At 46.0% G+C, this 13,709-nt stretch carries 13 protein-coding genes; 8 read left to right on the forward strand and 5 right to left on the reverse strand.

Annotated elements, in window-relative coordinates:
- Positions 1 to 11 precede the first annotated feature (11 nt).
- Positions 12 to 596 (forward strand): peptidoglycan-binding domain-containing protein, encoded by a 585-nt coding sequence (locus H6F52_RS08765; RefSeq protein ID WP_190410065.1) that lies wholly within the window; start codon positions 12 to 14, stop codon positions 594 to 596.
- A gap of 177 nt (positions 597 to 773) precedes the next feature.
- On the opposite strand, the gene H6F52_RS08770 is transcribed toward H6F52_RS08765, so the two are convergent.
- Together H6F52_RS08770 and H6F52_RS25435 are read right to left on the reverse strand one after the other, a co-directional pair.
- Positions 774 to 1,154: a response regulator gene (locus H6F52_RS08770; protein ID WP_190410137.1), complete on the reverse strand. Its 381-nt coding sequence runs from the start codon at positions 1,152 to 1,154 to the stop codon at positions 774 to 776.
- On the reverse strand, positions 1,126 to 4,629 hold the full coding sequence (locus H6F52_RS25435; protein ID WP_190533818.1) for a PAS domain S-box protein: 3,504 nt from the start codon (positions 4,627 to 4,629) through the stop codon (positions 1,126 to 1,128). Before H6F52_RS25435 ends, H6F52_RS08770 begins: the two co-directional genes overlap by 29 nt.
- A 615-nt stretch (positions 4,630 to 5,244) precedes the next feature.
- On the opposite strand from H6F52_RS25435, the gene H6F52_RS08780 reads away from it, so the two are divergent.
- Together H6F52_RS08780 and H6F52_RS08785 are read left to right on the forward strand one after the other, a co-directional pair.
- Positions 5,245 to 5,622, forward strand: coding sequence for a nuclear transport factor 2 family protein (locus H6F52_RS08780; protein WP_190533821.1), 378 nt, complete (start codon positions 5,245 to 5,247; stop codon positions 5,620 to 5,622).
- 40 nt (positions 5,623 to 5,662) lie between these two features.
- A complete protein-coding gene (locus tag H6F52_RS08785; protein ID WP_190533823.1) occupies positions 5,663 to 6,049 on the forward strand; it encodes a nuclear transport factor 2 family protein in 387 nt (128 codons plus the stop codon).
- 201 nt (positions 6,050 to 6,250) lie between these two features.
- On the opposite strand, the gene H6F52_RS08790 is transcribed toward H6F52_RS08785, so the two are convergent.
- Complete coding sequence (locus H6F52_RS08790; protein ID WP_190533826.1) at positions 6,251 to 7,903, reverse strand: hypothetical protein; 1,653 nt, start codon at positions 7,901 to 7,903, stop codon at positions 6,251 to 6,253.
- Positions 7,904 to 8,154: 251 nt separating this feature from the next.
- Positions 8,155 to 8,865 (reverse strand): gamma-glutamyl-gamma-aminobutyrate hydrolase family protein, encoded by a 711-nt coding sequence (locus H6F52_RS08795; RefSeq protein WP_190533828.1) that lies wholly within the window; start codon positions 8,863 to 8,865, stop codon positions 8,155 to 8,157.
- 72 nt (positions 8,866 to 8,937) lie between these two features.
- Between H6F52_RS08795 and H6F52_RS08800 the strand changes: the two genes are divergently transcribed.
- On the forward strand, positions 8,938 to 9,105 hold the full coding sequence (locus H6F52_RS08800) for a hypothetical protein (RefSeq protein WP_190533831.1): 168 nt from the start codon (positions 8,938 to 8,940) through the stop codon (positions 9,103 to 9,105).
- A gap of 20 nt (positions 9,106 to 9,125) precedes the next feature.
- Here H6F52_RS08800 and H6F52_RS08805 read toward each other — a convergent pair whose 3' ends face one another.
- Positions 9,126 to 9,299 carry a hypothetical protein gene (locus H6F52_RS08805; RefSeq protein WP_190533834.1) on the reverse strand — a complete coding sequence of 58 codons (174 nt, stop codon included), beginning with the start codon at positions 9,297 to 9,299 and terminating at the stop codon, positions 9,126 to 9,128.
- Positions 9,300 to 9,436: 137 nt separating this feature from the next.
- Between H6F52_RS08805 and H6F52_RS08810 the strand changes: the two genes are divergently transcribed.
- The 4 genes from H6F52_RS08810 (at position 9,437) to H6F52_RS08825 (ending at position 13,701) form a co-directional block, all read left to right on the forward strand.
- Positions 9,437 to 9,700 carry a hypothetical protein gene (locus H6F52_RS08810; RefSeq protein WP_190410057.1) on the forward strand — a complete coding sequence of 88 codons (264 nt, stop codon included), beginning with the start codon at positions 9,437 to 9,439 and terminating at the stop codon, positions 9,698 to 9,700.
- Positions 9,701 to 9,806: 106 nt separating this feature from the next.
- Positions 9,807 to 10,172 (forward strand): response regulator, encoded by a 366-nt coding sequence (locus H6F52_RS08815; protein ID WP_190410056.1) that lies wholly within the window; start codon positions 9,807 to 9,809, stop codon positions 10,170 to 10,172.
- A gap of 211 nt (positions 10,173 to 10,383) precedes the next feature.
- Positions 10,384 to 10,944: a sugar O-acetyltransferase gene (locus H6F52_RS08820; protein ID WP_190533837.1), complete on the forward strand. Its 561-nt coding sequence runs from the start codon at positions 10,384 to 10,386 to the stop codon at positions 10,942 to 10,944.
- A gap of 57 nt (positions 10,945 to 11,001) precedes the next feature.
- Positions 11,002 to 13,701 carry a glucosidase gene (locus tag H6F52_RS08825; RefSeq protein ID WP_190533840.1) on the forward strand — a complete coding sequence of 900 codons (2,700 nt, stop codon included), beginning with the start codon at positions 11,002 to 11,004 and terminating at the stop codon, positions 13,699 to 13,701.
- Positions 13,702 to 13,709 lie beyond the last annotated feature (8 nt).

The following is a 13,709-nucleotide window of genomic DNA, read 5'->3' on the forward strand; positions in this document are numbered from 1 at the left end:
GGAGAAAAATCATGGAAACTCTTGCTTACATTCATGTTTCTAATACCTATGAAGAGGCAGAAGCTGGTATCGAGTATACTCTGCGTGACTTTTCGCTGAACTGGAAGCAACCACCGAGTTCAGCTTGGCTGGGTTTACTTGGTGTAGCTTTCTTGTTCGGAGGTCTCAGCGAGATCCAACCAGCTAACGCAGCACAGTATTTTGTAAATACAAACGGCAGTTGTCTCAATGCTCGCTACGGTCCCAGCACACGTTACGGAGTGCATAGCTGCGTCCGTAATGGAGCTGCACTTGCACCAGTTGTGGCTTATCGCAACGGGTATGCAAAGCTTTCTACGGGCCGTTATGTTGCTGCTAACTATATCAGCACGAGACCAGGTTCTGGTTCTAATCCTGGTTCTGGTGTTGGCGGTTCCTTTCTCCGCCTAGGCTCTAGAGGTTCTGCTGTTCGACAAGTTCAATCTGCTTTAGGGGTTTCACCGACTGGATATTATGGTTCGGTGACTCAAAGAGCAGTCCGGAATTTTCAGTCGAGAAATGGCTTACGTGCAGATGGAGTAGTGGGACCGCAAACTCGCAGAGCGCTGGGAGTATAGAGAAGATTTAGCTAAGAAGCTGGTCTATCTATCCTAGAACGAGCTGAGTTAACCTCATTTCATCGAATTGATTTTACTGTTTAACAAGAATAGGGCGCACAACTGCGCCCTATTCTTTTGGGTTTCACTCAAATTTGGGATGGGGTGAGTTTGCAGTCGATTGGTAGCAAAACTCAGTTAAATATCCCATCCTAAAGACTTCGCAACTTGATCTGCCAGAGTCATCGGGTCGAAAGGTTTCGCAATTACTGCCTTTACTCCTAGTTGAGCAAAACGGCGTTGGTCAGCAGCCTGCATTTTAGCCGTCAACAACAGCACGGGGATGTGCTGGGTTACTGGATTGGCTTGCAGCTGTTGAAAAGTCGTTGTACCGTCCCAGTCGGGCATCATCACATCTAGAAGGATGGCGTCAAGTGGTTCAACTTCAGCCTTGGCAAGCCCTTCCCTTCCGGAACTCGCTGTCATAACGTCCCAGCTGGCGACCATTTCTAAGCTTAGCTGAGCCACTTCCCGAATATCCTCTTCATCATCAATTACCAGGATGCGCTTCGTTGTCACCATTGCAGTTTTCCTTCCTGTTGGGAACCATCCGATTCAGCAAGGCAATGATGCGCCCTTCAAATTGTTCTGGAGTAATCCGACCTTTAGTGAGAAACTCGGTTTGTTCTAGCCGCAGCCGCTCTCTTTCGGCGTTGTTCAAATCCTTAGCAGAATATACCACGATTGGAATTTGGCGCAGGCGATTGCACTGACGCAGCCAGTCTACTACAGCAAAACCATCGTACTCCGGCAGTACGATATCCAGCACTAGCAGATCGGGATTGATATTTGCTAATTTTTGAATTGCCTCGCGTCCGTTCTTCGCGTGAATCGTTTCCAAACCGTGGCGCTCAAACCGAGCAATCAGTACCCGCGCCAGATCCAGGTCGTCTTCCACCAGCAAAACTCTAGCAATCTTTGCCTGTTGCAACGACTGCTCTAGCGCTTGAAATAAGGATGCTTCATTTAAGGGTTTGCGAACCCAGCCGGTAAAATCAGGAGGGCGCGGCTTGTCATCATCTGAGTTTGGTGGAAGCAATACCTGAGGCGGAATGTCGTTGATTGTAGAATCCGCGCTGTCAATATTAGAACTGGCTGCATTTTCCATTGCAATTGCATTGGAAGCGATCGCATCTGAAGGTTCAGACGGCTGCAACTGACTCAGATCGGTTTGCAGAAGGTTTCCATCTAGCAGGCTACTTAAGGTCTGATTCTCTAAAGAAGATTTGAGGAGATTACTCTGCTCTGGGGATAAAACGCTGAAAATGACGATGGGAATTTCCCTTGTATCGGGTCGCTGTTTCAAAACCGCCATTGTTTGCCAGCCGTTCATACCGGGCATAATCAGGTCGAGCAGAATCACCGCAGGTTGCTCCTGTAGCGCCAATTCTACCGCTTCTTGACCTGAGAAAGCCGTCTTGACTTGGTAGCCGCGCTGTTCTAATAAAGTTTGGACTACGGCACAGACCGCAGGCTCATCATCGCACACCAGCACGAGAGGCGTACCTAGTGCATTCTCAGCGTCCGAAGGTAAGGGCACGGCACTGTCCTGAGTATCCACAGGGGAGTATTCGGCTTGGGCTGTCGTCACATCTCCCGGAGACAGATTCTCCCGTTCATCCTCAGCATTCAGCATTCGTGTCTCACCACCCAAAAGGGGCAGTGTAAAGAAAAAGGTACTGCCTTCATTCAGCGTACTTTCGACCCAGATACGACCTCCATGCTGTTGCACAATGCTGCGGCAGATTGCTAACCCCAGACCTGTGCCACCTTTATCGCGCGAGTCAGAGGCATCAACTTGTTGGAATCGGTCAAAGATGCTTTCCAGCTTCTGTGCGGGAATCCCTCGTCCCGGGTCTTTCACTTTGAACAATACTGTAAGGGTGAGAGGTTGAGGAAGTGAGGGGGTAAATTCTTTCCCTGTTCTACTCTCCCCGGCTCCAGAAGCGGGAAATCGCGTCTCTACAAGCGGTTCCCTGGTCTGCTGAATTTCGGCGCTGAGATAGACGTTGCTGCTAGGAGGCGAGAATTTGATGGCATTGCTGAGTAGGTTCGTCAGGGTCTGGATGATCCGGTCAGGATCGGCGTACAGTTGGGCGGATAGGGGAGACACGGATAGGGTGACTCCAGCTTTGTCAGCCATTGCCCGCATCACCTCTGATGCCTGAAGCATTAGAGTTGCCGCATCGCAAATCTGATTCTCCATCGCCACCTGACCCGACTCGATGCGCTCAATATCGAGGATGTCGTTAATCAGGCGCACTAAGCGGTCGGTATTCGAGACGGCAATCTCCAGCATCCGTTGAGCCTTTTCCGGTTTAGCAGTCAGCAGACCCCCTGCCAGCAAGCCGAGGGCACCGCGAATCGAGGTTAGGGGCGTCCGCAGTTCGTGACTGACGATAGAGACAAACTCATCTTTGAGGCGTTCTATGGCGCGGCGATCGCTAATGTCACGAGCGATCGCTGAGGCACCCGTCACCTGACCCACCCGATTCTTAATTGGAGAAATCGTAATGGCAACATCAATTTGGCTACCGTCTTTTTTAAGGCGCACGGTTTCATAAGGGGGGATGCGTTCTCCCTGCTTGATTCTTGCCAAAATTGACGGCATCTCATTGAAGCGGTCGGGTGTCAACAGAATCGAGATTGGCTGTCCCTTGACTTCTTGGGCGGTATAGCCATAGATTCGTTCAGCCCCTGAGTTCCAGCTGGTAATGATTCCATCTAGTGTTTTGCCCACGATTGCATCCTCTGAGGACTCAACAATCGAGGCTAGTTGGGATAAAGCTTCCTCCCCCCGCTTGCGTTCGGTGATGTCTCGTAAAATTACGGTAAATATTTTTTCCCCAGCTAATTCCAGCTTAGAAATGGAAGCTTCCGCTGGAAACTCCACACCATTTTTACGCTGTCCAAAAACCTCGTTGCGCTCTCCCATCTTCCGGGCGGTACCCACAGAAGTGTCAAAATTGCGAATATGCTGACGGTGAGCGATCGCAGCCCGCTTTGGCAACAGCAAATCCAGGGACTGACCAATTACCTCATTGGCGGTATAGCCAAATATTTTTTCCGCCCCTTGGTTAAATAAGGTAATTTGTTGAGTTTCGTTTACGGAAATAATTGCATCCTCAGCAATATCTAAAATCCCAGCCAGTCGCGCTTGCGATGCCTTTGTCTCCTCCTCTGCCAACTTGCGCTGCGTGATGTCTTGAATCTGAGCAGTAAACAACGGTTCACCCTTGGCATTATGCACCAGCGATCCACTCAAGAAAATCCATACAATGTGTCCCTGTTTGTGGAGGTATCGCTTCTCCACGTTGTAATGCTGAATCTTGCCAGCCAGCATTTGGTGCATATATTCCAGATTGGTTTCTAAATCGTCTGGATGCGTAATCGCTTGGAAGTTCCTAGCCAATAATTCTTGCTCCGAATAGCCAACGATCTCGCATAAAGAACGATTGACTTCCAGCCAGCGTCCATCTGTTGCCACCAGCGCCATTCCCACCGCCGCATAGTCAAAGGCACTCCGAAATCGTTCTTCGCTTGCTTGCAGCGCCTCTTCCATCTGCAAGCGGTAAGCGATTTGGTTTTCCAGTTCTCGGTTCGTTGCTTCCAACACTGCGGGGCTTGGGAGAGCAAGCGCTTTAGGAACTAATGGCACCAGAGATGCAGCAGTGTAAACCGAGACTAAAGCGGTAATTGCTTTGACGAACCCAGACAGCCAATAGGTAGGATGCCAAAGCGTCCAAATCTCCATGACATGGGTGGTACCACACGCGATGATAAATGAGCCAAATAGTAGAAAAATCCAGTCAAATGGGAGATCCTCACGCTTTCGGACAAAGTAGAACAGCGTCACTGGGATCGAATAATAAGCAAGGGCAATCAGAGAATCGGACACGATGTGAAGCCACACCAAACCAGGCTTCCATAGGTAGCAATGACCGTGAGGGATAAACCCTCCTGAACTAAAAAAGACGTTTAAAAATTCCAGCATCCAGCTTCTTTCCTTACCCTTGAAGTAAAAAAGACGTTTAAAAATTCCAGTATCAAGCTTCTTTCTTTAGCAGCTTGAGTCTACCTTAAAGTAAATTTTCTGGCAGAGCGATAAGATACTCTCAGAAGAGGCTTTAATAACCTCCATTCCCCTCGTTGGTAATCCCATTTTGTTTGACCGTTACCATACTTAATTTTCTGAGTTTGATTTTCTGAAGCTACGGACTGGTAGAGACAAGGAAAATCGTAAGTATTTGACAATCGAAAATAGTATAGCAATCAGATTTTAGTTATGAGCTAGAGGTTCAGCTACCCGACTTCTTAGAGAATTCGGGTAGCTCGCCTTCTAATCATTTAGTAAACTTGCTATCAACTCATTCTGCTGGTGGAGGGATGCATAGCTTTCCTAGCCTAACTTATAAATTTTCTCTGTATTTGTTTTCTCTGCCGCCTCTGCGGTTCGTAAAAAACAACATTTTTAAAGTTAAATGTAATTACGATAGCCTTTATTATTTTATTAATACATCTTTTTCATTTAAAATGGTTTATATAGGTAGGATTAAGCCTCATATTATTAAATACAGATTTTAGCAAAGGTGCGTTTGCCAATCAGTCTATGAATCCAGAAGACATTCGGATAGCGATCGCGCAAGCTAGAGACGCTTGGATTGCGCGTGACGGCGAGGCTCTAGCGGCACTGTTTACGCCCAACGGTGAAATCATCGTACCGGGTCAACGATGGCAGGGACAAGAGAGAATTCGGCAAGAAGTCGCTCATTTTGCTCAGCAGTATTCAGATGTAAGAATTGAGATTCAGCAGGTTATCGTTGATGGCGATCGCGCAGTAGTTGAGTGGTATTACGAAGATACTGAAAATGCAACAGGTCGTCGTAACATAGCCGACGATGTTATTGTGATTAATTTCCAAGAGGGTCGGATTGGTCGCTGGCGTGAATATTTTGATACTGAAACCCCTAAACTAAGAACACGATAATCGACTCTTCTATCAGAAATTTAAACGAGGCGGGGCAACAATGAGCGACGAGCAAGAGGTATTAGCAGCAAATCAAGCTTTTTACCGAGCCTTCGAGAAAAAAGATATTGAAGCCATGAGTGCAATCTGTTCGCAGGGAACAGGGACTCTTTGTATTCACCCCGGACGCAAAGCACTGAAAGGCGGCAAGGAAATTCGCTCTTCCTGGGAACAGATATTTAAAAACACCAGTTACATTGAAATAGAAACAGAGATTGTTACTACAGAGATTCGAGATAATATTGCCTACGTTGTACTTGTCGAAAATGTGTTTCAAGTCAGCGGTGGCAGAAGAGTTAAAGCCCAGTCGATGGCAACGAATATTTTTGAGCGAATGGCCCAAAAGTGGTATTTAGTCCATCACCACGGGAGTCCTTTAATGCGTTAAAGGTTGGGAAGCCACCTGAAAACGGAGGCTTCCCCACTCTTGCGACGTGGCGTTTGAGGAACGAAACTTAATGTTGACATAGAGATAGAATGGCGAACTACAAATAATTCTCTCCATCTAATTAGTGATTTTCGTTCCTCAATCTCCGAAGTGGGTAACAGCGTCTCCTAAAGTTTCTGTTGTACCTTACAGAACCCCGGACTAGAGTTGCTTAGCGATAGATTCAAGAGGATTAGGTTGAGCATTTTTTGGATATTGCGGCACCACCGTGGGGTAAGGATTGATCGAAGCCTCATCAACCCAGCCGGAATAATATTTGACGCTAGTAGAATTCTTCGACAAATTCACTAACTCCAAATCGCCTCGCATTGCATTAAGGTTAATGCCACCGCTAGGATCGCGCTCTATAGGCCCAATGCCTCTAGGACCTCCCCCAGAGTGACACTCACACACTTCATCAAATCCTCGGACAAAGCGCGAACCGTCCCAATGCCAGTCATTACCAGGCCAGGAGACAGGAGAAAACCACACCGGCGGCTTTTCCGATGATCCAAAAATTTCAGACCAAGAAGTTGCCCCCTGCCCATCCAGCGTCACTGTGAAGCCTGTTTCATATCTGACTTCGTAACGACCTTTCCGGCGCAGCAGAGGTTGATCGTTACTGGTATAGTCTGTAGGCAACCACCAGAGAACTTCAACGGTTTGTCCCGCAGTCGCATCGAGAGTAGCCGCAGGGGTGTCGTTCAACAATGCGCTGTAGAGAGGTACTTTCTCCGTCAGCAGTTGTGCGGTGATGGCAAATCGCCAGCATTTCCAATCAGGATTATCGGGAACTGACAATTGCAACTGGCAGACCCCGTTGCCTGTACCAACCCAAAGCCGATCTGATTCCAGCAATAGCCGATCGGGAATGGCACCGATGAGGGGACTATTATCGACGCGGTACGAAGTCACGGAGCCAGATTGCAGGTCAGAAGAGTCGGGACGGTATGCGACTAATCCCATTCCTGGTGAATAGTTGTTGCCTTCTCCACTAATTTTTGTTGCCATCCAGAATGTTGGGCGATCGGGGGTTCCCGCAATCTCAAAGTCGAGAATCTCCTGTCTATCCATCCCTTGTGGATGAATAACTGTCCATTTCTGCTGCTGCGGCTGATAACCAACGAGAGTTGTTTTGCCGGTATACCCTTCTCCTTGCGGAAAGGCAAGCGACCACCACAAGCGATCGCCTACAACTTTAGCGGCGGTAATGTAAGGAAAGCTCAGGCAACTTCCTGTGTATAAAGTTTGAGTTTTTGGTTGCTTACTTTCGGGAGTAATTAGCTTAATTACGACTTTTGCTTCTTTTTGGCAATCTGAAGTTTCTGAATTACCTTCACGGCTGACCCGATATTGATAGGTCTTGCCTTGGTATTCAATCGTTTCGTAACGAGAAGGCAGATTTAACTCTCCTCCCAGTGCTTTTTGATGCTTCTCTGGCTGAGAAACAAAATTTTTGGGCAGGTTTCCTGGCTGCACAGAAAAATCGCTACTATTTTTGTCAAAGACAAAATCATACCTGCGAGATTGAAACTTTACAGTATCGGCAGAAGTCACAATGTTGCGGATGTGAAAATCAAACTGCTGGGAGGGCAACTCGTCTTTATCGGAAACCAGTTTCGGTAATTTAGTTGCTGAAATAGCAGAATTGGTTACACGGGCACCTTTGTCAGTTTGCGAAGTCCTTTTTGGGTTTGAAGCCGTTGATTTAGTAGAATTAGTTACTTGCTTAATTGCCTGAGGAGATTGAGGAGTTTGAGCTGCACAGGCATTGAGAATTCCAACAATACCGAAAATTGCCACGAAACGCTTCATCGAGAGGTTTTCTCTCTTTTTGGAAAAATCATTTAATAGGGAAATCACGTCTAAACACAGATGAACACGATAGAGATAGATACAATCTTCGCTTTTGGATTTCCCGATAAGTAAGGATGCGAAAAAAGCTTATTTAAATAACACTTTCGCTAACGTTTATTAAAGGTCTACAAAACAGATTTTTTTCCCGTTTCAGCCTTTTCGAGATGTGTCCGTGCCTTGTAGTCGAGAACACGTGGATCTCTTGAAAATTAAATTGTGCGCTTACGTGCTGTCTCGACTAACGCCTGAAAGATGCGTTGCTGATAGGGATCTTGGAGAGCGAGTTCTGGATGCCACTGAAGTGCGATCGCCCAAGGATGCTGTTCGTGTTCCATCGCTTCAATTACGCCATCAGAAGCGCGTGCCGTAACCCTCCACCCTGGTGGTACTGTCCGCACCGCTTGATGATGCCACGAGACTATCTCCGACTCTGTAATGCCAATCATCGCTGCTAGGCGACTATCGGGGTCAATTTGCACATGATGTTCGCAGAAGCGAGACTGATGGGTGCGGTGCGAGATCGCGTCACCAAATTCATCCGGCAGATGCTGCACCAAATTGCCACCCGTTGCGACTACCAAAATTTCCAAGCCGCGACAAATCCCTAGCACTGGGATATCTGTATCTAAAACCAGCTTGGCTAAAGCTAGCTCAAAGGTATCGCGCTGACGATCGACGTTATAAACTGTGGGATGGGATGAGTCGTTGTAAACCGCGGGGTCAATATCACCCCCGCCAGAAAAGATTAAACCATCAATTCTTTCTAAAATGGCTGCGGGATCGGGTTCTCCCGGCGGTAGTAACATCGGTAAGCCACCCGCTAAGCGCACTGCCTCTACATAGTCGCCTCTAATACTAAACAGGCGCGTATCCATCTGACCAGCGGTAGTAATTCCAATGAGTGGCGGCTTAGATTTCATTTTCTGATGTTAGCAGTTGATCGGGCGATCGCTCTGGCTCTTTAACCTCAGCATTGCGAGATTTTATCCCTGATGCTGGGAATCGAAAAACCTCTCCTATTGCTTCCAGTCTCCATCCTGAGAGAAGCTTCCGGCAATAAAAAGCGATCGCTGTCTGTGCAAGGTAGCCAATTGCGAAATCTACCGAAACATCAAACGAGCGATCGCCGTCTTTGCATTCTTAGGCTGAGTTCCCCTTAAGGATGACTGTTTTTGCAGATTTAGCGTGTCGCAGGCAATACAGTTTGCTGTGCTGTCTTGGGACTTTCAACAGCGTATGGAGGCAAGGAGAAAGTAGCTGAATTTTCGAGGGAGACGCGATCGCCTTTAGATCGCCTTTGTTGGGTGCAACGTGCCGTAAACTCTGCATCGGTGAAGCCAAGCCAGAACATCATCCCTGCTGTTTAGTAATTCAGGAAAGTTTATATTTGTGAATATTCCCTAGGGGGTAATCGAATTAGGTTAAATTTAGGTTAAGGTAACATCTACAAGAGATTTTGAAATTAAGACTCAATGTCATAAAAAGATAGCCATGATTAATCCTGACCAAGCGAGCAAAAACAGCTTTCTTTACCCTCAAAGCCGCTATTACGGCTCATTTACGCCCGAACAACTCGCTTTTAATGCCAATTTGCAAGAGTTTGCTCATAAAGTTGGCTACATTTCTGCTCTAGAGACCGGAGGCAAGCTTGCTCCCGAACAGGCATATGAACAAGTGAAGCGTCTCTGGAAACAGTTGAAACAGAGCAAGAAGGCACTCTCGATTGGTGGAGATCGACCCTCAGAAATAAGATAGTTTTTAGAGAGTCGCATTATAAAACTGATACAAGCCAGTTGAGCAATGGAATTGCTGAATACCCCTTTTGTTGTCAGAGCGTCATTGAATGGCTAGATAGGAACTGATGACAAAAGTGTTGGTGATTGAAGATGAAGAAGTCATCCGTGAGAGCATCCTAGACATCCTGATTGAAGGAGAATTTATTGCCATTGGTGCTGAAAATGGCAGCATCGGAGTGCAATTGGCAAAAGAATTGCGTCCCGATTTGATTTTATGTGATGTGAGAATGCCAGAACTTGATGGGTACGAAGTTCTCAGGGCGCTTCGTTCCGATCCGGTTACAGCTCCAATTCCCTTCATCTTTCTCACGGCTGATACTACTGAAAACTTCTTTCACCAAGGGCAACTCTTAGGTGCAAACGGTTATCTTGCTAAACCGTTTACAACTGCTTCACTTTTAGAAGCGATCGCTACTCATATGAGAAAATAATCCGACTTTCTTATTCTTAAGCAGGTGCTTGGGAATGTCTATTTAAATTTACGACTAAAGGGGGAGGCGGAGCCTCTCTTTTTTTGTCTTTAGGCAGATGCCAGTAAATGAGGAAAGTTTGGCATGGACAAGCGGCTATTTCTCATTGCTTTCTCATCACGCCTGTAGACTTTCAACGCATACTTGTAGAGAAAGTGCAGGAAGCAACGCCGTGGAAAAAACGGAAAAACAGAAGATGCTGGCAGGCGAGCTATATCTAGCGTCTGACCCGGAACTCGCTGCTGGAAGCAAACGGGCGTCTCGTCTATTAAGAATGTACAATGCGACAACTGAGGAAGAGCTAGAGTTGCGATCGCAAATTATCAACGACTTGTTCGCTCAGGTAGGCTCAACGGTTCAAATTGTACCTCCATTTCACTGTGACTACGGTAGCAATATTTACGCTGGCAACGGGTTGTACATGAATTATGGATGCGTAATTCTAGACTGCAATACCGTTCATATCGGTGACAATGTTTTGTTTGGTCCCTACGTGCAAATTTACACCGCCTATCATCCGACCGATCCTGAAATCCGTCAAACAGGTCTGGAACTCGCCGCACCCATTAATATTGGCAATAATGTCTGGATTGGAGGCGGCACTATCATTTGTCCAGGGGTAACAATTGGCGACAACACCACAATTGGAGCTGGAAGTGTTGTTGTTAAAGATATTCCTGAAAATGTTGTGGCTGCTGGAAATACCTGTCGCATTATTCGACCAGCAACTTAAATTTTTGTTGAGTTTAATTAGAATTCATTAGAAAATTTTTAATCATTTAACAGTAGGATGACTCCAGAAGAAACTAGATTACAAGAAGACCGCGATCGCAAAGCTCATTGGCGGCGATGGGGGTCTTATTTGAGCGAACGACAGTGGGGAACGGTGAGAGAAGATTATAGTCCTGATGGCTCGGCTTGGGACTATTTTACTCACGATCAGGCTCGTTCTCGTGCTTATCGCTGGGGAGAAGATGGGATTGGCGGAATTTCGGATAATCATCAGCGGCTTTGTTTTGCGATCGCGCTTTGGAATGGAGAAGATCCGATCCTTAAAGAAAGGCTTTTTGGCTTAACTGGGAAGGAAGGAAATCATGGCGAGGATGTCAAGGAATATTACTTTTATCTTGACAATACTCCCACTCATTCTTACATGAAATGTCTTTATAAATATCCACAACAAGCCTTCCCTTATGCTCAACTCGTTGAAGAAAATAAGTGTAGAGGTTATCAAGATCGAGAATTTGAATTACTTGATACTGGAGTTTTTGATTCTGATGCCTATTTCGATATTTTTGTTGAGTATGCCAAAGCTTCACCAGAGGATATTTTAATTCAAATTAGTGCTATCAACCGAGGAACTGAAGAGAAAACGCTGCATCTTCTCCCGACTCTCTGGTTTCGTAATACCTGGTCTTGGAATAATTCTGAAGATAAGCCCAAAATCAAAAAGCTCAAAAGTGACGATAATCTAAGTATTTTAGAAGCTACTGAAGCAACGCTGGGCGAACGCTGGCTTTATTGTGAGGGGAATCAGGGTGCGGAAACGCCGCCTCTACTGTTGTTTACAGAAAATGAAACAAATCAGGAAAGATTGTTTGGGGTAAATAATCCCTCGCCCTACGTAAAAGATGGAATTAATAATTATATTGTCAGCGGTCAAAAAGATGCTGTAAATCCTAACCAAACAGGAACTAAATTTGCTGCCAATTATAGATTAAGAATTGCTGCGGGCGAAACCAAGGTGATTCGACTACGACTAACTGATTCACCTGACTTTGCAGAACCATTTGGTGCGGATTTTGACACAGCTTTCCAAAATCGCAAACGAGAAGCTGATGAATTTTACGAAAAAGTTACTTCTCCTTGTTCGCTAACAGAAGACAGGCAAAATGTGCAGCGGCAAGCTTTCGCGGGAATGTTGTGGAATAAGCAATATTATTACTATGTTGTAGAAGAATGGTTAAAAGGCGATCCGATTCATCCATCACCCAAGTCGCGGCAAAATATTAGAAATTCTGAGTGGATTCATCTTTTCAATGATGACATTATTTCCATGCCGGACAAGTGGGAATATCCTTGGTTTGCAGCCTGGGATTTAGCCTTTCATGTCATTCCCTTAGCAACAATCGATCCGGATTTTGCAAAGCGGCAACTCGATAGATTGACGCGGGAATGGTATATGCATCCCAATGGTCAATTACCAGCCTATGAATGGGATTTCAGCGATGGTAATCCGCCGGTTCATGCTTGGGCAACATTCCGCATTTACAAGATTGAACAAAAAATGTATGGTCGCACTGATAAGAAGTTTTTAGAGCGCGTATTTCAAAAGTTACTGCTTAATTTTACCTGGTGGGTGAACCGCAAAGATATCGGAGGGAAAAATGTATTTCAGGGAGGTTTCTTAGGAATGGATAACATTGGTGTCTTTGACAGAAATGTAGAACTTCCTACAGGCGGAAACCTAGAACAGTCTGATGGTACAAGTTGGATGGGAATGTACTGTCTAAATATGCTAGCGATCGCGCTAGAGTTGGCACCGGAAAATTCCGCTTACGAAGATATCGCCAGCAAATTTTTTGAACACTTCCTTTATATCGCTGATGCGATGAACTGTATGGGTGATGCAGAGACATCTCTGTGGGATGAAGCTGATGGCTTTTACTACGATATGCTGCATTTACCCGATGGTCGCTATTTGCCCCTAAAAGTGCGTTCAATGGTTGGGCTGATTCCCCTATTAGCAGTTGCCACGATTGAACCAGAAATGTTGGAGAAACTTCCAGGTTTTCAACAACGAATGCAATGGTTTATTCAAAATCGCCCTAACCTGAAGCAAAATGTTGCGTGTATGGAAACGCCAGGGGTTGGTGCTAGAAGATTACTTGCGATCGCTTATCGAGATAAACTGCGCCGGATCTTAGAGAAAATGCTCGATGAAAATGAATTTTTAAGCTCCTATGGGATTCGCTCCGTTTCAAAATTCCATGCGAATAATCCCTACATTTTTCGGGTCAATGGAGAAGAATACCGGGTAGATTACGAACCCGCAGAATCCAGGAGCGGCTTATTTGGGGGGAATTCCAACTGGCGCGGGCCTATTTGGTTTCCGATTAATTATTTAATTATTGAAGCGCTTCAAAAATTTCATTACTACCTGGGTGATGATTTCCAAGTCGAATGTCCCACAGGTTCTGGTCAAATGATGAATCTCTGGGAAGTCGCCACAGAGTTGTCGCAAAGGCTAACCCGAATTTTCCTTCAGGATGAATCAGGTAAACGTCCGGTTTATGGCGACTCGGAAACCTTTCAAAATAATCCCCATTGGCGCGATTTAATTCTGTTCTACGAATATTTTCATGGCGATAATGGCGCAGGACTGGGCGCTAGTCATCAAACTGGCTGGACAGGTGTAGTCGCTAAACTCATTCAGCAATGCGGCGAATACGGCGGACAAAATCAAGCTTCCAAACCTGCTCAAAAATAGACTGAACG

The organism is Coleofasciculus sp. FACHB-542, from assembly GCF_014695825.1.
Lineage (GTDB): Bacteria > Cyanobacteriota > Cyanobacteriia > Cyanobacteriales > FACHB-T130 > FACHB-T130.